Below are 19,024 nucleotides of genomic sequence, written 5' to 3' on the forward strand. Positions count from 1 at the left end.
CGGCGCCCAGGAAGGACGGTCGCCCTTCTCGTTCTTCACGCTCGTCCCTTACCTGACCGGTGCGCCGGCCGGGACCGGGCCGCCCTGCCCGGCGCCGCCCTGCGGACGGGCCGAGACCTGCGGCAGCGGCACGGTCTGCAGCACCCGCGTGATGATGTGGTCGATGGGAACACCGTCGGCCAGCGCGTCGTAGGACAGCACGAGCCGGTGACGCAGCACGTCCGGCACGACGTCGACGACGTCCTGCGGCAGCACGTAGTCCCGGCCGCGGACGAGCGCCAGCGACCGCGCGGCGGCGATGATGCCGAGGCTGGCACGCGGCGAGGCACCGTAGGACACCCAGCCCGCGACGTCGGCGAGGCCGTGGTCGTTCGGGGTACGGGTGGTGAGTACCACGCGGACGACGTAGTCGACCAGCGCGTGGTGCACGAACACCTGCGAAGCGACGTTCTGCAGCCGGACCAGCTCGCCAGGGCTCAGCACCTCTTGCGGGGTGGGCGGAGTGACGCCCATCCGGTAGATGATCTCCCGCTCTTCCTCGGCGGTCGGGTACTCGACGACGATCTTGAACAGGAACCGGTCGCGCTGCGCCTCTGGCAGCGGGTACACGCCCTCGTTCTCGATCGGGTTCTGCGTGGCGAGCACGAGGAACGGGTCGGGCATCGGGAAGGTCTGGCCGCCGATCGACACGTGCCGCTCGGCCATCACCTCGAGCATCGCCGACTGCACCTTCGCCGGCGCGCGGTTGATCTCGTCGGCGAGCACGAAGTTCGCCACCACCGGGCCGAGTTCGACGTCGAACCGCTCGGCGCCCTGGCGGTAGATCCGGGTGCCGAGGATGTCGGCGGGGACCAGGTCCGGGGTGAACTGCACCCGCGAGAACGAGCCGCCGACCACTCGCGCGAAGGTCTCGACGGCGAGGGTCTTCGCGACACCGGGGACACCTTCGAGCAGGAGGTGGCCCCTGGCAAGCAGGCCGACGAGCATCCGCTCGACCAGTCTGTCCTGGCCGACGATGATCCGCTTGACCTCGAACACGGTCCGCTCCAGCAACTGGGCGTCCCGCGCCGGCGTTCCGGGCTGCTGCTGCGCGCCGTCGGCGTAGCCGGGCTCGGTCACTCGTGCCTCCTGTGTTCCCCGCTTGCGTTCTTGCGTCCGGCTGTGACCGTAGTGGTCGCTGACACAGCCGTTCGTGACGGTAGCCAACCGGACCACCGGTATGACGGCTGTGAAGGAGCCGCCGGGGACACCTCAGTCGAGGCAGAACTCGTTGCCCTCGATGTCCTGCATGGTGAGGCAGGACTCGTTCTCTTCGTCGGCGAGCAGCAGCGGCCCGCGGACGGCGCCGAGCGGGACCAGTCGCGCGCACTCGGCCTCGAGGGCGGCGAGGCGCTCCTCACCGACGAGCCCGGTACCGACCCGGACGTCGAGATGCACCCGGTTCTTGACGACCTTGCCTTCGGGAACGCGCTGGAAATACAGCCGAGGGCCCACCCCGGTGGGATCTTGGCAGACGAACCCCGCGTCCTGTTTCTCCGGCGGCAGCGAACGGGTGTAGTCGTCCCAGGTGGCGAATCCTTCCGGCGGCGGCGGCACGACGTACCCCAGCACCTCGCACCAGAATCGGGCCACCCGCTCGGGTTCCTTGCAATCGAAGGTGACTTGGACCTGTTTGACCGACGCCATCGGTCCACAATAGCCACCAGTCTCAAGAGAATCGACCGATATCTTCGGGCGTATCGATGTCGGCGCTCTCCCCCGGTTCCTCAGGGACGTCGACGATGTCCAGCCCGCCCAAGGTCCGCCGCAGCGACGCGTTCTCCACCGGCTCCGGCAAGGCGCCACGCAACGCTTCCGTCCGCCAGACGCCTAACAGCCACTGCCGCTCACCACCGGCGTCGACGAGGACCGCGCCGGAAGCGGACCCCAGCGCGGCCACCAGCCGGTCCACAGTAGACTTCCGGACTCCGGCGAGATCACCGGCGAGGACGGCGACGATCCCCGTGTGCACCATGGCGAGTCCCGCCGCCAGCGCGGCCACCGGTCCCGTACCGGGCTCGGCTTCCCTCGTCCACCGGACGTCGCCGAAACCCGGCCGTTCCGGCCCGACGACGATCACCGGGTCCGCTTCGGCGAGCGCCGCCAGAGCCCGTGCCAGCAAGGGTTTCCCGCCGACGACGAGGGCGGGTTTGTCCACACCGGACAGGCGGCGCGCGGCACCGCCCGCCAGCACGATCCCCGCGTACGCCACGGCTAGGCCGCGTCTCTCAAAGCGCGCTTTCGGTCTTCCGCGGCCGGGCCGCGGCATTGGCCGTTCACTCTGGCGGCCATGTCAGCGACCCACCTCCGCAAATCCGAGGCCTCCGACCCAAAAGAAACGCGCGCGCGTGCTCTCACTCGACCAGCCAACGTCAGTTCGGGAGACACGCTCTAGCCGATCAAACGCGCCGCGTACGGCATGATGCCGCCGTAGCGCACCGGCGCGATCCGGACCCGCAGACCGGACTGCGGCGCCTCGACCATCTGCCCGTTCCCGAGGTAGATCGCGACGTGGTGGATGCCCCGCGCGCTGCCGCCCCAGAAGAGCATGTCGCCGCGGCGCATCTGCGAGAGCGGCACCTTACGCCCCGCGTTGTACTGGTATCCGCTGTAGTGCGGGAGCGACCGCACCCCGGCGAACGCGTAGATCATCAGCCCGGAGCAGTCGAAGCCGGTCTTCAGGTAGTCGCCGTAGCTATCCGCCGTGCCGCCGTCGCGGATGCCGCGCGTCGGCCCGGAGCCGTTGCCACCGCCCCACGCGTACGGAAGTCCCAGCTGTGACAGCGCCCGCCGGACGACGGCCTCGACACTCGAACCAGCGGGAGCCGACTGGACGGGCCTGCCGGTCGACGGACGGTCACCGCCACCCTGACCGGGGCTGGGCCGGGACGCGGCGAGAGCGGCCTGACGAGCGCGTTCTTCGTCCTCGCGGGCCTTCTGCGCCTTCCAGTCGTCGTAGCGCTGCCGCTGCCCCTGGAGCCCACTGACCTTCTGCTGCGCCTCGAAAAGCTGCTTCTCGACGTTGGTCTTGTCGGCTTCCAGCAGGTCGTTCTGGGTGGCCTGGGTGTCCTGCGCGTGCTGGGCGGCGCTCTGGGCGTTGTCGGCCTCGTGCTTGGCCGCCTCGGCCTCGCGCTTGCGCTCCTGCGCGATCTCCAGCTTCTTGCGGGCCGTGGCGTCCTTGTTGGACTTCTCGGTCTGCGCGCGCTTCATCGTGTCGAGCGCGTTGAGCCTGCTGCCCCCGACCGCGTCGAGCATCTGGGCGCGGCCGAGGAGTTCCTTGGGGCTGTTGGCGGTCAGGTACGCCGACACCGAGCCGACGGTGCTGCCCTGCTGGAAGCTGGCGGCGGCGAACTTGTCGAGGTCCGCACGGGCCTCGTCGATGGTGGACTGCGCGGCGTCGGCCTCCGTGCGCGCCGACCGCGCTTCACGGTCCGCCAGCGCGGCCTCGTCCAGCGCCGTCTCCGCGTCGACCCTGGCCTTGTTGGCCTCCTCCATCTTCAGCTCGACCTCGTCGTTGAGCTGAGAGAGCTTCGACTCGGCCTGGGCCAGCTGATTGGTGAGTCTGCCGACATCACCCGCCCTGGCGTTGGCGTCGGCCTTGCTGGAGTTGATCTCGGAGTCGCTGGGGTTCGGCGGGGGCGGCGGAACCGCGAGACCCGTACCGGTCACCCCGAGCAACAAGGCGACGCCGAGCGCGCCGATGGTCACGCCACGGCGGGTAACGCTGCCGGACCCGGTTTCACCACGCACGATCCGCCCACCTCCTGATCTTGAACGACGAACTCACTGTGCCACTTCAGTCACAGCAATACCAGAAACACCACCAGGAACTTACACACCGTAGGCACCATTTCCCCTCAACGGGGGACGAACAGACGAACGTTTCATCACTCGAATGGCCGCAACCTTCGCGATGAGCGTGTCGGCTTGCCACTCAAACCGAGCAAGAAGGGACACCCGAGCCGAGGGCGACTTGAATCGAAAAAAGGACAGGCGTACTGTTTGTGGGGACGAACGAGGTGTGCCATCCCGGGTCCGGACTTACGGTGGGGGTGCGCAACACTCGCTCCTAGTCGGCCCGAACGACCTGGAGAACACCCCGAACTGACCCGCCACTGGAGTTAGAAGTGACCGCACCCGCCAGCAAGGACAGCTTCGGCGCCAAAGACACGCTGAAGGTGGGCGACGCCTCCTACGAGGTGTTCCGCCTGAACAAGGTCGAGGGCTCCCAGCGCCTTCCCTACAGCTTGAAGATCCTGCTCGAGAACCTGCTGCGGACCGAGGACGGCGCGAACATCACCGCCGACCACATCCGCGCGCTCGGCGACTGGGACGCCAAGGCCGATCCGTCGATCGAGATCCAGTTCACCCCCGCCCGCGTGATCATGCAGGACTTCACCGGCGTGCCCTGTGTCGTCGACCTCGCCACCATGCGCGAGGCCGTCACCGACCTCGGCGGCGACCCGGACAAGGTCAACCCGCTGGCGCCGGCCGAGCTGGTCATCGACCACTCGGTCATCATCGACGTCTTCGGCCGCCCCGACGCGTTCGAGCGCAACGTCGAGATCGAGTACGAGCGCAACCGCGAGCGGTACCAGTTCCTGCGCTGGGGCCAGGGCGCCTTCGACGAGTTCAAGGTCGTCCCGCCGGGCACCGGCATCGTGCACCAGGTCAACATCGAACACCTCGCGCGCACGGTGATGTCCCGCAACGGCCAGGCGTACCCCGACTCCTGTGTCGGCACCGACTCGCACACCACCATGGTCAACGGCCTCGGCGTGCTGGGCTGGGGTGTCGGCGGCATCGAGGCCGAGGCGGCCATGCTTGGCCAGCCGGTCTCCATGCTCATCCCGCGCGTCGTGGGCTTCAAGCTCACCGGCGAGATCCCGACCGGCGTGACCGCGACCGACGTCGTGCTCACCATCACCGAGATGCTGCGCAAGCACGGCGTGGTCAGCAAGTTCGTCGAGTTCTACGGCGAGAGCGTCGGCGCGGTGCCGCTGGCCAACCGCGCCACCATCGGCAACATGAGCCCGGAGTTCGGCTCCACCGCGGCGATCTTCCCGATCGACGAGGAGACCGTCCGCTACCTCAAGCTCACCGGCCGGTCCGAGGAGCAGGTCGCGCTCGTCGAGGCCTACGCCAAGGAACAGGGTCTCTGGCACGACCCGTCGCACGAGCCGGAGTTCTCCGAGTACATCGAGCTGGACCTTTCCACGGTCGTCCCGTCGATCGCCGGCCCGAAGCGCCCGCAGGACCGCATCGAGCTGACCGACGCGAAGAACTCGTTCCGCAAGTCGATCCACGACTACGTCGGCGGCGAGCAGGTCCCGCACACCAACGTCGACGAAAGCGTCGAGGAGTCCTTCCCGGCCAGCGACCCGGCCGCCCTCTCGTTCAAGGACGAGGGTGCGGTCGAGGTCCAGGTCCAGTCGGCGGCGAACGGCCACAGCGGCCGCCCGACCAACCCGGTCAAGGTCAGCACGTCGGACCGCGGCGAATTCGTCCTCGACCACGGCGCCGTGGTGATCGCCTCGATCACCTCGTGCACCAACACCTCCAACCCGTCGGTCATGCTCGGCGCGGCACTGCTCGCGCGGAACGCGGTCGACAAGGGCCTCACGGTCAAGCCGTGGGTCAAGACCTCGATGGCGCCGGGTTCGCAGGTCGTCACCGACTACTACAGCAAGGCCGGTCTCTGGCCGTACCTGGAGAAGCTGGGCTACCACCTGGTCGGCTACGGCTGCACCACCTGTATCGGCAACTCGGGCCCGCTGTCGGACGAGATCTCCGCGGCGATCCAGGAGAACGACCTCACCGCGGTTTCGGTGCTCTCGGGCAACCGGAACTTCGAAGGCCGGATCAACCCCGACGTGAAGATGAACTACCTCGCGTCGCCGCCGCTGGTCATCGCCTACGCGCTCGCCGGCACGATGGACTTCGACTTCGAGAACCAGCCGCTCGGCCAGGACACCGAAGGCAACGACGTCTTCCTGAAGGACATCTGGCCCGCGGCCAAGGAGATCCAGGAGACCATCGACTACGCCATCACGCAGGAGATGTTCACCAAGGACTACGCCGACGTCTTCGACGGTGGCGAGCGGTGGAAGTCGCTGCCGACCCCCGAGGGCAAGACCTTCGAGTGGGACGCGGAGTCCACCTACGTCCGGAAGCCCCCGTACTTCGACGGCATGAAGGCGGAGCCGTCGGCGGTCACCGACATCTCCGGCGCCCGCGTGCTGGCGAAGCTGGGCGACTCGGTCACCACCGACCACATCTCCCCCGCCGGCGCGATCAAGCCGGGCACCCCGGCCGCGCAGTACCTGACCGAGCACGGTGTGGAGAAGAAGGACTTCAACTCCTACGGCTCCCGTCGGGGTAACCACGAGGTCATGATCCGCGGCACCTTCGCGAACATCCGGCTGCGCAACCAGCTGCTGGACGACGTGCAGGGCGGCTACACCCGCGACTTCACCCAGGACGACGCCCCGCAGTCGTTCATCTACGACGCGGCGCGGAACTACGCGGCCCAGAACATCCCGCTCGTCGTCCTTGGCGGCAAGGAGTACGGCTCCGGTTCCTCCCGCGACTGGGCGGCCAAGGGCACCTCGCTGCTCGGCGTCCGCGCGGTGATCACCGAGTCGTTCGAGCGGATCCACCGGTCGAACCTGATCGGCATGGGCGTCATCCCGCTGCAGTTCCCGGCGGGCGAGTCGGCCTCGTCGCTCGGCCTCGACGGCACCGAGACGTTCGACATCTCGGGCATCACGAAGCTGAACGACGGCGAGACCCCGCGCACGGTCCACGTCACCGCGACGAAGACCGACGGCACCAAGGTGGAGTTCGAGGCGGACGTCCGCATCGACACGCCGGGTGAGGCGGACTACTACCGCAATGGCGGCATCCTGCAGTACGTCCTGCGGAAGATGACCCAGGCGTAAGCACTCTGTACGCAAGAGGCCCCTTTCCCCGAAGTGCGGGGAAAGGGGCCTCTTGCGTTTCTTCGGTACCGTGCCCGCCATGGCGCGCGGGATGCTCGACTCCCGCATGTGGGACGCCGAGATGTCAGCGCTCGAAGACCACTGCACCGCCGTTCGCTACGACGCCCGGGGACACGGCGGATCGTCCACACCGACCGAGCGGTTCAGGCACTACGACGATCTCCGCGAGCTGATGACCGCCCTGGAACTCCCCCGCGCCTCACTGATCGGGTCGTCCGGTGGCGGGCGGATCGCGATGGACTTCGTCCTGACCTGCCCAGACCTCGTCGAGGACCTCGTTCTCGTGGCCACCGGCCGCAGCGCGATGACGACGAAAGACCCCTGTGTCCTGGACAGAACAAAAACTCCAAGAAGCCGGCGCCAGAGGCGATCTCCCCGCCGCCATCGAGTGCGTATTGCGGATGCGGGTGGACGGCCCCCCGGCGGACGTCGACCAGGAAGCCGCCGACGGTGCCGGGAGATGTACACGCACACGATCACCCGGCACGGTGGCACCAGCTTCACGCTGATGGACCAACTGGATTTTTCGGGCATCCTCGACATCGCCGAGCAGATCGATCGCGAGGCACGCGACCCCGGAAACTTGTCGTTCCCGGGGTCGCGCACATGATCAACCTGGAGAAGCCCACCGAGTTTTCCCGGCTCCTGCTGGATTTCCTGGACCGCTTGGGCCGAACGATCTCGTGTCGGGTGGCGGGTCCGTGAAGGCCTCCTTGAGGGACTCTGGGTCCCTCAAGGAGGCCTTCACGGACTTCAAGCGCGGAGCGTGGCGTCACGGTCGTCTCAGTGTCACCAGCGATCAGCAAGGAGGCCTTCACCACCAGGACGCCGGGTGAGCGACCCTTGCCCAGCCGAAAAGAGAACTGAGGAGGTATTTGCCTACTCCCAGGTGGCTGCCCCGAGGGTAGAACCTGGACACTCAACGTCCCACTCACGAGATCAACCGGTCAAGGTTTCCCTGTACCGAAACCAGCGACGGGCAAAGACAACCTCACAGGGCACTAAGCCGTCTCGCGCTCTTCCTGCTCGGAGGACTCTTCCCGGTTCTCCGGGCGACGGTCCAGGACGTGGCCGAGCGGGCGCAACAGTACGTTGACCCCGACGATCACGGCCGTCCCCGCGAGCGCGACGACGTAAAGTCCCGCTCCCGCAAGGGATCCGACGGCCGCCGAGCACCACAGTGTGGCGGCCGTGTTGAGTCCGCGGACGTTGAGGCCGTCCCGCAGGATCACCCCGGCGCCGAGGAAGCCGATGCCGGAAACGATCTGGGCGGCCACCCTCGTCGGGTCGGCGTCACCGCTGGTGTCCAGCCCGCCGAAACCGTGCGCGGACAACAGGACGAAGAGGGTGGCGCCGACGGCGACGAGGGCGTTGGTGCGGAGTCCGGCCATCCGGGCGCGGTACTGGCGCTCGATGCCGATGACGGCGCCCAGTCCGACGCCGGTGCCGACCCTGAGCAGCATTTCGAAGGTGTTCATGATTCCGGCTCTTTTCTGGCGTGCGCACACAAGGCCAGACAGGGAAAGGAGACCGGAAAGGTCACCGCACCGCGCACACGGGTGAACGGCGACCGCATCCGGTCGTTCCAGAACTGTCTTCCGGCATGTGCCGCTCACCTCGCTTTCGTACTCGAACGGTGTTGATCAACCTTCGGAAGATACCACGCCGATCAAGGCGTCCAGCGCACCGCGACCGCGCTGGACCGGCCGACGATCACCCCGTGCGTGTTGACCGAGGTGGCGAAGGTGATGGTTCCCGGCCCTGCTCCAGCCGCCCTTCCGAAGTCGGTGAGGGTTCCTCGGAGTTCCAGCGCACGGCGGTGGAGCGCCCTTTCTGTGTCCTTCGACATACCGACCGCGAACACGCCGTGGCTACCGCCGACCGACCGCTGCACCCTGTCGACGATCGTCGCCGTCGGCACCGAAGCCCATCACCTACGCGAAGTAGCCCGCGACAGTGCCGTCGTCCGCGATCGCGGCCCCGCCACCGGAGGTCCCGCCGGGCATGGCCAGTGCGGTCACCTTCCCGTCGACGCTCCAGCGGACCGGCCGATCTCACCGGTGGCGTTGATCGCGTCCGCCTGGCAATACGTCGCTCCCGATAACAACCGCGCTACCACCGTTCCCGCGTCGTTGATCCCCGTGGCCTCGCTCCCGGTGTCACCGGCCGCGGTGCCGAGATCGGTGACCTCGTCGTCGGCGCCGCTCGTGTCGGACCAGCCGACCGCTATCCCGGCGTCGTTGATCTCGCCAGCGCCGCCGAAGCCGAGCCGGGAACGAGAACGGCCAGCGTGACCGCGGACGTCCCGGCGATGGACAGAGTTCTGTTGGTACGCGAAGTTTTCCTTCCCCCAGCTGCGACGCAAGCCGCAGATCGAGATCACCTTGGCGAGAGGCGATCAGTCCTCCCAGGTCAATTCCGGCTCCGGAAATCGCCGCTAAGCGGGTGAATCGAACGCGTCGCGGATCGTGCCGCGCAGCCAGCGCTGGGCCGGATCGGCGTCGAGCCGGGCGTGCCAGAGCTGGCGCACTTCGATCTCCGGGAGGTCCGCGGGGATCGGGAACCAGCGGATGCCGAGCGACCGGCCGTACTGCTCGGCGAGCCGCTGCGGCGCGAGTCCGATGTACTCGTTCGACGCGACCAGGAACGCGGCGACGGCGGACGTCGGGACGATCGCCGCGACCCGGCGCTGGAGTCCCTCGGCCTCCAAGACCTCGTCGAGCGGCCCTCGGGTGCGGCCGCGCCGGGAGGCGGAAACGTGGGGATACCGGCAAAGCTGCGCCAGCGTCGGGCGGCGCGTGCGCGCCAGTGGACTGTCCGCCTGGACGATCGCGACCACTCGTTCGCGGTACAGCAGCATCGAGCGGATGTCGGGAGCCGAGACGTCACCGGCGCCGATGTCCAGATCCACAGAGCCGTCCCGCAGCGCCTCGGTGCTTTCGCTGCCTTCCCCGACGAAGCGCAGGACCACACCCGGCGCGACGGCGGCGGTCGCCTCGACGGCCGCCGTCGCCAGCGTCGCGGCGACGCCGTCGTTGATGCGGATGGTGAAAGTGCGTTCGAGGTCCCCGATGGCGAGTTCCCGGTCGGCGCTGATCAGAGCCGACGCCTCGTCGAGCAGTGACCGCACGCGCGGCGCGGTCCGCAGTGCGAAGGGCGTCGGCACCATCCCACGGCCGGCGCGCACCAGGATCGGGTCCCCCATCGCCCGCCGCAGTCTGCCGAGGGCCCGGCTCGTCGCCGGGATCGAGAGGTGCAGGCGCTCGGCGGCCGCGGTGACGCTGCCGTCCCGCAGCAGCGCGTCGAACACGCGTAAAAGGTTCAGGTCCAACTGGTCGACCATAGTTGCATTGTACGCAACTCGTCCTTGCCAAAGTTGCGTGGCACGAAGTAGCTGCTGGTCCATAGCGTAAAAGACATGCCACTTCGACTTCACATCCGCGACGATCCGGCAGCCGACGCGAGCCGCCCGGTCGCGCGACGCGGCCTGCTGGCCGTCATGTGCGCGTGCGTCGTGCTCGTCGTCGGGATGGTCGCCGCGATCAACCTCGCCGTCCCGATGCTGGCCGCGAGCGACCTGCGCCCGTCCGCGTCGGCGCTGGTCTGGATCGTCGACACTTACGTCATTTTCTTCGCCTGCCTGGTGATCCTCGGTGGCGCCGCGGGCGATCGCTTCGGCCGCAAGGGGGTCCTCCTCGCCGGCCTGGCACTGTTCGGCCTCGGCGCGCTGCTCTCGACGGTCGCGCCGAACGTGCCCGTCCTGCTGGCGGGCCGGGCGATCACGGGAATCGGCGCCGCCGCGGTCCTGCCCAACACGCTCGCCGTCCTGCTCCACGCCGTGCCCGCCGAGCGCAAGGGCGTGACCATCGCGACCTGGGCCTCGATGACCGGGATCGGCGGTATCGTCGGGAACGTCGGCGGTGGCGCGGTGCTCTCCGGCGGGTCGTGGCGCTGGCTGTTCGCGGTCGCGGTCCCGATCTCCCTACTGCTCGCCGCGTTCGTCGCCCGCGTCGCGCCGGTGTCCCCGCGACACGACCGCCCGCTCAGCCTGCTCGGCGCCTTCCTGCTCGTCGGCGCGTCGGTCGCCCTCCTGCTCGGCATCGTCGAGGGACCCGAAGCGGGCTGTACCAGCCCGATCGTCCTGATCGGGTTCGCCGGCGCCCTCGTGCTGTTCGTCCTGTGGACGTTCGTGGAATTGAAGGTCGAGCACCCGCTGCTCGATCCCCGGTTGTTCCGCGTCCCCGCGCTGCGCAGCGCCTGCCTCGGCATGACCGCGATCTTCTTCGGGATGTTCGCGCTGTTCTACGTCAACGCCTCGTTCCTGCAGTACGGCAAGGGTTTCAGCGTCCTGCTGACCGGGCTCGGGATCATCCCGATGACCATCCCGATCATCCTCGGCGCACGGCATGTCGGCCGCCTCGTCCAGCGCGTCGGCGTCGACGCCACCGTCGCGCTGGCGTTCGCCTTCGGCGGCTGTGGCCTCATCGGACTGTCCACAATCGACGCCGCGACGCCGTACATCGTCTACGCGGCCTGGCTCGTGGTCACCGGCATCGGGGTCACGCTGGCCCTTCCGACACTGTCCGCCGCCATCTCCGGTTCGCTGCCCCCTGCTCAAGCCGGTGTCGGCGCCGGGCTGCAGGCCACCACGCGCGAGTTCGGCAGCGCGCTCGGCGTCGCGGTCATCGGCACCGTCCTCACCGGACGGTTCGTCGCCGCGCTGCCGCCCGACATCCGCGCGAACCATGATCCGCACACCGTGGCGCAGGCCCTCGCCGTCGCGCCGGACCGCGCGCCCGAGGTGATCTCCGCGTTCGTCACCAGCACCAGCACGGCCTTGCGGGTGATCGGCGTGAGCGTGCTCGTCCTCGGTGCGCTCGTCGTCCTGCAGTCACGACTTTCCCGCACTCCCGGGAATCGGTAGCACGTACGCCTGAAAGGAAGCACAATGTCCGCGGTAACCGCCTTCATACTGGTGAAGACCACCCCCGAATGGCTCGGCTTGACGGTCGAACAGCGCGTGGAATCCTTCAAGACCGAAGTTCTCCCGGCAATCGAGAGCAAGGTGAAGGGAGTCCGTTCCCGTTTCTACGACACCGAGTTCTACTCCGCGCGGGTGACCGACGTGTGGGTGTGGGAGGCCGACGACCACCACTCGTACCAGCTGCTCGTCGAGGCGCTACGCGAAACGCCCTTCTGGGACCGGTACTTCGAGATCGTCGATCTGCTGGTCGGCGTCGAGAACGCGTACGCCACGAACTACGGCTTGGACACCTACGCGAGTATCGACGTCTGAGCCAGCGGCGCCGCGAAGGCCACCTCCGAGACGGTGATCGCCTCAGAGGTGGCCTTCGCGGTCACACGCTTGAGATCAGGCTGTTTCGAACGGTTGGACGTTCGGCTGGAACACCTGGCCGTTGGCCGGAACCTTCAGATCGATCAGGTAATCGGCCGTCACCTTGTCCACACCGAGCGAGTCACCCAGGATGCAGTGCCCGAAGGCGTCGACCGAGAGCAGCCGGGCGTTGCCCAGCTGGTTGGCCATCCGCTTCGAGAACAGGTACTGGGTCGCCGGGTCGTAGTAGTTGCCGACGACCAGCACCGGGGTGTCGGTCTTGGCCCGCCACGGGCCGCGGAACACGTCCGGCTTCTTCGCGGGCCACACCGGGCAGCCCGCGATGTCGGCGAACGCCTGATAGCGGCCGAAAGTGGGCGATTCCTTCTCCCACTTCGCGGCGATCCCCGGAACCTTCTCCTGTTTGATCGTGATCTTCTTGTCCGAGCAGTTCACGGCGAAGTAGGAGTCGTCCCCGACATACGGGCTGTCCGGGTCCGCGTCCGCGCGCCCGTTCGCGCCCGATCGCAGCACCTTCAGCTCGACGGCCTGTGCCGTCTGCGTCTGCGCCGACGGCGGGTGGACGACGTTGTACAGCGTCTGCAGGTCGTCGGCCAGCGGCGGGAACGACGTCGGCGAGTACAGCACCCCGGCCACCGTGCTGGTGAACGCGTTGATGTCGTAGGTGCTCCCGTCCGGCAGCTTGATCGGCTGCCGGCGCAGGTACTCGCGGATCTCGTCGAACTTCGCCCGCGGCGTGCCCGAACTGAACGAGCACTTCGGCCCGACCTGCCCGCACTTGCGCAGGAAGGCGTCCAGCGCGATCTCGAAACCGCGAGCACGCTCGCGGTCGTACTGCACGCCGTCGCTGGTGCGCAGCGCCGGGTCGACGTTGCCGTCGATGACGATCGCACGGCTCTGCTTCGGGAACATGCCCGTGTACGTCGACCCGATCAGGGTCCCGTACGAGAAGCCGACGAAGGTCAGCTTCTGGTCGCCGACGGCCGCCCGCATCTTGTCGAGGTCACGCACGACGTCCTTGGTGGACATGTGGTTCAGCAGCGCACCGGCGTTGTTCTTGCAGAACTGGCCGTAGTCCCGGTACGACGCCAGCGTTCCGGAGATCTCTTGCCTTGACAACGGTACGGGGATCTGCGCGGCGAAGACGTCGTTCGCGTCCTCCTGCGTGGTGAAACACTTGAGCGGGTTGCTGGCGCCGACCCCGCGTGGGTCGAAACCGATCAGGTCGAACCGGTCCAGCACCTGCGGCTGGAAGTAGTTCGTGGCACCGATCGGCATCCGGAACCCGGAACCGCCCGGGCCACCCGGGTTGAGGAACAGCGAGCCGACCTTTGTGCCGGGCGTCTTCGCCGCTCGCTTCAGCATCGCGATGTCGATGGTGCCGAGCGCCGCGTTGTCGTGGTCGATCGGCACGCGGTAGCGCGCGCAGCTGTAGGACTTGACCTGGTCGGCGGGAACACCGCGGATCTGGTCGGCCGTGCAGGCCTCCCAGTTCACCGGCGGGGTCGCACCGACCTGGGCGGCGGAGAGCCCGCCGCCCTCGGCCGCGACCGCGCTACCGGCGGAAAGCCCGGTGAACGCGGCGCCGGCCACGAGTGCCCCTACCAGTGCGAGACCGCGCACCGGCCTCCTTGTGGATCTCGGCAAAACGACTCCTCCCTCGGCTGGCGACGTGTCGCGACACGTCGCTCGGCGCGCCGCCGACGTCACGGCGCGTAACACCCAGCGAGCCTCGCACAAGCCGGTAACCCCGTCACCGGCCGAAAGGATGGTACGAACCTAGCGAGCGGGGGTCTTCAACTCGAAGATCGGTAACACGCGGCGAGCGGATCGCTCCTCCATGGAGTAACCCGGCCAGAAGTCCAGCAGGAGCTTCCACATCGCGTCGTACTCGTCGCCGAGGAGTTCCCTGGCCTTGACCGGGATCTCCTTGCCGGCCAGCGCGACGCTCGCGTCCGGACGCGAGCGCAGGTTGTGTGTCCACGCCGGATGATTCGGCCTTCCCCAATTGGAGCCGACGAGGACGAAGTCCCCTTCATGCGGGAAGTACAGCAGGTGGGTGCTGCGAGGTAGCCCGCTCTTGCGGCCGGTCGTGGTCAGCCGCAGGGAAGGGAGCCCGGCCAGCGCGACCAGGCTCACCTTCCCCTTGAACAGCCGGTGGAGTTTCTTGTCCACCCAGATGATCCCGCCCGCGAGCCCCATCAGCCACGGTTTCGTGCCGAGTGCGCGAGCGAGGGACGTAAGAGCGTTAGCCACGCACAGATCTTGCCAGGCTCACCCCGAACCGCGACTCCGAGTCCGTCCACCATTTCTCCATCGAGAAACCGGCTTCGGCCAGTTCCGCGGCGATTCCGTCCCGCCGGAACTTCGCGGAGATCTCGGTGCGCACGTACTCGCCCTCGGCGAACTTCACCAGCAGATCAGCGCCCGGGATGTCGACGGTCACCGCCTCGCGGGCACGCAGGCGCATTTCGATCCATTCGTTCTTTTCGTCCCAAGACGAGACATGCTCGAAGGCGGCCGGATCGAAGTTCGCGCCGAGGCCGTTGTTGATCACGTGGAGCACGTTGCGGTTGAACTCGGCGGTGACCCCCGCCGCGTCGTCATAGGCACGTTCCAGCGTCTCCCGGTCCTTCACCAGGTCCGTCCCGAGAAGGAGCCACTCCCCTTCGTCGAGCACTTCGCGAACCGAGTGCAGGAACGAGGCGCGCTCGGCGGGAAGGAAGTTGCCGATCGTGCCGCCGAGGAAGACCACCAACCTCGGCCGGTCGCCCGGCAGCAGGTCGAGATGCTGGGTGAAGTCCCCGACCACGCCGCGGACTTCGAGGGACGGGTAGTCGGCCTTGATGGCTTCGGCGGCTTCGGCGAGCGCGGTTTCGGAGACGTCGAGCGGTACGAACTCCTTCAGCGTGCCATGGCTCGTGAGCGCGTCGAGCAGGAGCCGGGTCTTCTCACTCGATCCGGAACCGAGTTCGACGAGGGTGTGCGCGCCGCAGGTTTCCGCGATCTCACCGCCGCGCGCGGCGAGCACCTCCCGTTCGCTGCGGGTCGGGTAGTACTCGGGAAGAGTGGTGATCTTCTCGAACAGTTCGCTGCCGCGCGCGTCGTAGAACCACTTGGGCGACAACCACTTCTGGTCCGCTTCCAGGCCGGTGCGGACGTCCGCGCGCAGCTGCTCGGTGATGTCCGACTCGCTGCGGTGTACGTCGAGGTCCACTTCGGTCATCTTGCCTCAGTGCTCCGATCGGCTTCGAGGGGAAGGACTTCCACGCCGGTGCCGGTGACCCGCACGGCGTGGTGTTCGGGAACGGGAGTCCATCCGGGACCGTCGTCGCACGGTTCCGAAGCGACGACGACACCGTCACCGGTGTCCCGATAGGACAGGGAATGCGTCCACGCCGTGCCGATGAGCGTCCGGCCGTCGGTCAGCAGGAAGTTGAGCCGCGAACCCGGCCCCGCCTCCTCGACCACACCGGTCAACCACGCGACGGCCGAGAGCGGGTCTTCGCCCGCCTCGAGCCGTTCACGCAGCAGAGCCCACAGCAGCACCGAATCCGTGGGCGCCTCCAGTGTCAGCAGGCGGGTGATCGGCAGTTTCGCGGCGAGTTCGGCCATCGAACCCGGCCAGCCCTTCACCATCCCGTTGTGGCTGAAGAGATGGCCGCCGCCGGTGAACGGCGCGTTGGCCGCCTCGACCACCGGCATCCCGGTGGTGCCGTTGCGAACCGCCGCCATGAAGGCGTGCGCCCGCACCGACCCGGCCAGCGCGGGCAGGTCTCCGTCGGTCCACAAGGGAGCGCACCGGCGCAGCCGCAGCGGATCGGGACCTTCGGCGTACCAGCCGAGGCCGTACCCGTCCGCGTTGACCGAGCCGCCGCCCCGCATGTCGGCCGGGGCATAGGACTGCACGAGCAGCGAATGCGGGGCATGGAAGAGCAGCTCGGCGGGCGAACGTGGCTCGCCGAGATACGCGAGATGACGGCACATGCCGCTCAGCCCACCTCGCCCGGTCGCGCGTCTCGGGCACAGCGGAACCCCGAGAAGATCTGTCGCCGGATCGGGTGGTCCCAGTTGCGGAACGTGCCACGGATGGCCGCCGCGTCCGTACCGAACGAGCCACCACGCAGGATCCGGTAGTCCCCGCCGAAGAACACTTCCGAGTACTCCTTGTACGGGAACGCGGAGAATCCCGGATATGTCTCGAACCCGCTGCTGGTCCACTCCCAGACGTCGCCGATCAGCTGATGCACCCCCAGTGGCGATGCGCCCGCCGGGTACGCGCCCGCCTCCGCGGGCCGCAGGTGCCGCTGCCCGAGGTTGGCGTGCTCGGGGCCGGGTTCCTCGTCTCCCCAAGGGAACCGGCGTGATCGGCCGGTCGCCGGGTCGAACCGGGCTGCCTTCTCCCACTCCGGTTCCGTCGGCAGGCGCCGTCCGGCCCAAGCGGCGTACGCCTCGGCCTCGTAGAAGGAAACGTGGACCACGGGCTCGGCGGGGGTCACCTTCTCGTAGACGCCGAACCGCGTCCGCCACCAGCCGTCCTGTTCGCGCTTCCAGAAGCGCGGCGCGTCGATGCCGTGCTCACCGCGGTACGCCCAGCCGCGCTCACTCCACCACTTCGGGTCTTCGTAACCGCCGGAGTCTAGGAACTCGGCGTACGCCCCGCAGGTGACCGGGGCGGTGTCGATGAAGAACGCCTCCACCGCGGCCTCGTGCGCCGGGCGCTCGTTGTCCAGCGCCCACGGCTCGGCCGAAGTGCCCATGGTGAAGGCACCGCCGGGCACGAAGACCTCGGCGGGCAGCCACCCGGACCGTGACGGCGGCGGAGCGGGCGCGTGCAGCACCGGATCGCCCTTGCGGAGCTGGTGGGTGGCCAGCATCGTCTCGTCGTGCTGCTGCTCGTGCTGGGTGATCATGCCGAAGGCGAAGGCGTCCGTGGTGAGCCGCCTGCCTTGCAACGGAACGTTTTCCAGGATGTCGAAGGACTTCTCCCGCACCTCCCGGACGTACTTGCGGGTCTCCTCCGGGCCCAGCAGCGGCAGCTCCGAGCGATCCGCGCGGGCGTGCTGGAACGCGTCGTAGATCTGGTCGATGTCCGGCCGGAGCGCCTCGCGGCCGCCGACGTCACGGACCAGCCAGAGTTCTTCCTGGCTGCCGATGTGTGCCAGGTCCCAGACCAGCGGCGACATCAGTTTCGAATGCTGGCGCACCAGGTCTTCGTCGTCGACGGCGTCGGTCAGCACGACACTGCGTTCGCGGGCCCTGGTGAGCGCCTCGGCCGCGTGGGCCCGCAGGTCTTGCGGGCTCAGCGCGCGAAGCGGGTTGATCTCGGTGCTTTCCACGCTCATGACTGGGGGCTCCTCGAACCGTGCACGAGGGACTGCACACCCTCGCTGATCTCCGTGATGGTCTCCGGCGGCAGACCGGTCATGCCGAGTTCGGCACAGCCGAGGTCCACCACCTCGCTCGCGACGCCCGCGATCGCCCGGTCGGACAGGCCGAACCGGGCCGCGCACTCCCACCGGCCCATGACCGGTTCACACAGCTCGAGCACCTTGTCCACTGTGGACGGGCGAGCGAGCAGTGCGGCCAGCAGGGCCACCGGGTGCAGCCACCTGGCGGCGGGCTGGGCGTCCAGGTAGCGGATCTCCAGGTACCCCTGTGGACGGACCGGCGTGAAGAAGGTCGTCAGGTGATAGGCGAGGTCGTCCTCGGTCGGCTTGCCGAGTCCGGCGCCCTCGCCCCGCCCGTCGATCCAGTCGGCGAAGGTCAGGGAATCGGGCGCGTCCCAGCCATGACCGGGCAGCACCATCAGCGGGGTGTCCAGGACCCTGCGTGCCCATTCCCCCGCCGGATCCCGGGACGGCGCCGCCGACCGGGTGCGGGCCTCCTCCGTGTCCATCACACCCAGCCAGCGCGCGGACGCGTGGCCGGTGTCGCGACCGGCGTGGACCCGGGAGTTGGCGAAGGTGGCCAGCAGTGGCGGGCCGAGCGCGTGGACGGCGGCCCAGCGGGTGGCCAGTTCTCCCGCCTCGCCGGTGTCCACACAGACCTGCAGGCCCGCGGTGCTGCACATCATCGTCGCGCCCCCGTCACCCATCGGGGCGAAGCGGCGTTCCATCGCGGCGTAGCGGGGTGTGCCCAATTTGCGGTCAGGGGCCCGGTGCCCGTCTATCCCGGTGTCACCCAGGTACAGGCCTCGGGTGGTGAGAAGGGTTTCGAGGTGGGCCAGATCGGCCGAGACGACGGCGTCCAGGTGGCGCAGCGTGGTCTGTGGTTGAGCGGAGATCTCCACCTGACATCCGGGCTCGAGGCTCAGTGGTGAGCCTGCCGGGAGCGGGAGGGCGGGGCTGTCGGGGCGCAGTGTCCGCGGGGTGTGCGGGCCGAGCGCGGTGGCGAGATCGTCGGGATCGAGAGGCCGGGCGGGCTCGTCGGCGTAGTGCACGGTGAATTCCAGCTCTACGCCGAGGAGTCTCGGTGGCCCGTGCTTGAAACACACGGAAGCCACATACGCCTCACCTTCGGCGCGGTCCGACAGGACCTTCGCCGTCGCGTTCGACGCGCTCCCGGACTTCTCGGGGAAATCGTGAACAGTTGTCATCTTTCCACCGTCCAGTCGGTAGTCCGATCA

At 68.3% G+C, this 19,024-nt stretch carries 17 protein-coding genes and 1 pseudogene; 4 read left to right on the forward strand and 14 right to left on the reverse strand.

Annotation, left to right across the window (positions count from 1 at the left end; genetic code table 11):
* Positions 1–48 precede the first annotated feature (48 nt).
* The 4 genes from ACM6LR_RS10485 to ACM6LR_RS10500 all read right to left on the reverse strand — a co-directional run bounded on the left by ACM6LR_RS10485 (position 49) and on the right by ACM6LR_RS10500 (position 3,789).
* Positions 49–1,119, reverse strand: coding sequence for an AAA family ATPase (locus tag ACM6LR_RS10485; RefSeq protein ID WP_414938890.1), 1,071 nt, complete (start codon positions 1,117–1,119; stop codon positions 49–51).
* 132 nt (positions 1,120–1,251) lie between these two features.
* The gene (locus tag ACM6LR_RS10490) at positions 1,252–1,686 is read right to left on the reverse strand and encodes a VOC family protein (RefSeq protein ID WP_414938889.1); all 435 of its coding nucleotides are present in this window, start codon (positions 1,684–1,686) and stop codon (positions 1,252–1,254) included.
* A 22-nt stretch (positions 1,687–1,708) separates the two neighbouring features.
* Positions 1,709–2,251 carry a molybdenum cofactor guanylyltransferase gene (locus ACM6LR_RS10495; RefSeq protein WP_414938888.1) on the reverse strand — a complete coding sequence of 181 codons (543 nt, stop codon included), beginning with the start codon at positions 2,249–2,251 and terminating at the stop codon, positions 1,709–1,711.
* 179 nt (positions 2,252–2,430) lie between these two features.
* Complete coding sequence (locus tag ACM6LR_RS10500) at positions 2,431–3,789, reverse strand: NlpC/P60 family protein (RefSeq protein WP_414938887.1); 1,359 nt, start codon at positions 3,787–3,789, stop codon at positions 2,431–2,433.
* Positions 3,790–4,166: 377 nt separating this feature from the next.
* Between ACM6LR_RS10500 and acnA the strand changes: the two genes are divergently transcribed.
* The gene (gene acnA, locus ACM6LR_RS10505; RefSeq protein WP_414938886.1) at positions 4,167–6,980 is read left to right on the forward strand and encodes an aconitate hydratase AcnA; all 2,814 of its coding nucleotides are present in this window, start codon (positions 4,167–4,169) and stop codon (positions 6,978–6,980) included.
* A gap of 79 nt (positions 6,981–7,059) precedes the next feature.
* Positions 7,060–7,650: an alpha/beta fold hydrolase gene (locus ACM6LR_RS10510; RefSeq protein ID WP_414938885.1), complete on the forward strand. Its 591-nt coding sequence runs from the start codon at positions 7,060–7,062 to the stop codon at positions 7,648–7,650.
* Between the two features lie 406 nt (positions 7,651–8,056).
* Here ACM6LR_RS10510 and ACM6LR_RS10515 read toward each other — a convergent pair.
* The 4 genes and pseudogenes from ACM6LR_RS10515 to ACM6LR_RS10530 form a co-directional block, all read right to left on the reverse strand.
* A pseudogene (locus ACM6LR_RS10515) lies at positions 8,057–8,518 on the reverse strand (MgtC/SapB family protein); the annotation flags it as partial.
* A 191-nt stretch (positions 8,519–8,709) separates the two neighbouring features.
* On the reverse strand, positions 8,710–8,961 hold the full coding sequence (locus tag ACM6LR_RS10520; RefSeq protein ID WP_414938884.1) for a hypothetical protein: 252 nt from the start codon (positions 8,959–8,961) through the stop codon (positions 8,710–8,712).
* Positions 8,962–9,057: 96 nt separating this feature from the next.
* The gene (locus ACM6LR_RS10525; protein ID WP_414938883.1) at positions 9,058–9,423 is read right to left on the reverse strand and encodes a hypothetical protein; all 366 of its coding nucleotides are present in this window, start codon (positions 9,421–9,423) and stop codon (positions 9,058–9,060) included.
* A 54-nt stretch (positions 9,424–9,477) separates the two neighbouring features.
* Complete coding sequence (locus ACM6LR_RS10530; protein ID WP_414938882.1) at positions 9,478–10,383, reverse strand: LysR family transcriptional regulator; 906 nt, start codon at positions 10,381–10,383, stop codon at positions 9,478–9,480.
* A gap of 156 nt (positions 10,384–10,539) precedes the next feature.
* Here ACM6LR_RS10530 and ACM6LR_RS10535 point away from each other — a divergent pair, with 156 nt between their 5' ends.
* Entirely contained in the window at positions 10,540–11,964 is a 1,425-nt protein-coding gene (locus ACM6LR_RS10535; protein WP_414939152.1) for an MFS transporter, read from the forward strand.
* Positions 11,965–11,988: 24 nt separating this feature from the next.
* A complete protein-coding gene (locus tag ACM6LR_RS10540) occupies positions 11,989–12,336 on the forward strand; it encodes a darcynin family protein (RefSeq protein WP_414938881.1) in 348 nt (115 codons plus the stop codon).
* Between the two features lie 75 nt (positions 12,337–12,411).
* Here ACM6LR_RS10540 and ACM6LR_RS10545 read toward each other — a convergent pair whose 3' ends face one another.
* From ACM6LR_RS10545 to ACM6LR_RS10570, 6 genes are all read right to left on the reverse strand, one after another.
* Positions 12,412–14,019, reverse strand: coding sequence for an alpha/beta hydrolase (locus ACM6LR_RS10545; protein ID WP_414943656.1), 1,608 nt, complete (start codon positions 14,017–14,019; stop codon positions 12,412–12,414).
* 156 nt (positions 14,020–14,175) lie between these two features.
* Positions 14,176–14,598, reverse strand: a complete 423-nt coding sequence (locus tag ACM6LR_RS10550) for a nitroreductase family deazaflavin-dependent oxidoreductase (protein ID WP_414943800.1) — start codon at positions 14,596–14,598, stop codon at positions 14,176–14,178.
* 46 nt (positions 14,599–14,644) lie between these two features.
* Entirely contained in the window at positions 14,645–15,622 is a 978-nt protein-coding gene (gene egtD, locus ACM6LR_RS10555; protein ID WP_414943657.1) for an L-histidine N(alpha)-methyltransferase, read from the reverse strand.
* Positions 15,619–16,383 carry an ergothioneine biosynthesis protein EgtC gene (gene egtC / locus ACM6LR_RS10560; protein ID WP_414943658.1) on the reverse strand — a complete coding sequence of 255 codons (765 nt, stop codon included), beginning with the start codon at positions 16,381–16,383 and terminating at the stop codon, positions 15,619–15,621. Before egtC ends, egtD begins: the two co-directional genes overlap by 4 nt.
* A gap of 5 nt (positions 16,384–16,388) precedes the next feature.
* Positions 16,389–17,741, reverse strand: coding sequence for an ergothioneine biosynthesis protein EgtB (egtB, locus tag ACM6LR_RS10565; RefSeq protein WP_414943659.1), 1,353 nt, complete (start codon positions 17,739–17,741; stop codon positions 16,389–16,391).
* Entirely contained in the window at positions 17,738–18,994 is a 1,257-nt protein-coding gene (locus ACM6LR_RS10570; RefSeq protein WP_414943660.1) for a glutamate-cysteine ligase family protein, read from the reverse strand. Before ACM6LR_RS10570 ends, egtB begins: the two co-directional genes overlap by 4 nt.
* Positions 18,995–19,024: the final 30 nt, after the last annotated feature.

The sequence above is a fragment of the Amycolatopsis sp. cmx-11-32 genome, from assembly GCF_047608695.1.
Classification (GTDB): Bacteria; Actinomycetota; Actinomycetes; order Mycobacteriales; family Pseudonocardiaceae; genus Amycolatopsis.

Coding starts and splice junctions, on each gene's coding strand:
- ACM6LR_RS10490 (WP_414938889.1), bottom strand. CDS start 1,686: ATGGCGTCGGTCAAACAGGTCCAAGTCACCTTCGATTGCAAGGAACCC.
- ACM6LR_RS10510 (WP_414938885.1), top strand. CDS start 7,060: ATGGCGCGCGGGATGCTCGACTCCCGCATGTGGGACGCCGAGATGTCA.
- ACM6LR_RS10530 (WP_414938882.1), bottom strand. CDS start 10,383: ATGGTCGACCAGTTGGACCTGAACCTTTTACGCGTGTTCGACGCGCTG.
- ACM6LR_RS10535 (WP_414939152.1), top strand. CDS start 10,540: ATGTGCGCGTGCGTCGTGCTCGTCGTCGGGATGGTCGCCGCGATCAAC.
- ACM6LR_RS10540 (WP_414938881.1), top strand. CDS start 11,989: ATGTCCGCGGTAACCGCCTTCATACTGGTGAAGACCACCCCCGAATGG.
- ACM6LR_RS10550 (WP_414943800.1), bottom strand. CDS start 14,598: ATGGGGCTCGCGGGCGGGATCATCTGGGTGGACAAGAAACTCCACCGG.
- egtD (WP_414943657.1), bottom strand. CDS start 15,622: ATGACCGAAGTGGACCTCGACGTACACCGCAGCGAGTCGGACATCACC.
- egtC (WP_414943658.1), bottom strand. CDS start 16,383: ATGTGCCGTCATCTCGCGTATCTCGGCGAGCCACGTTCGCCCGCCGAG.
- egtB (WP_414943659.1), bottom strand. CDS start 17,741: ATGAGCGTGGAAAGCACCGAGATCAACCCGCTTCGCGCGCTGAGCCCG.
- ACM6LR_RS10570 (WP_414943660.1), bottom strand. CDS start 18,994: ATGACAACTGTTCACGATTTCCCCGAGAAGTCCGGGAGCGCGTCGAAC.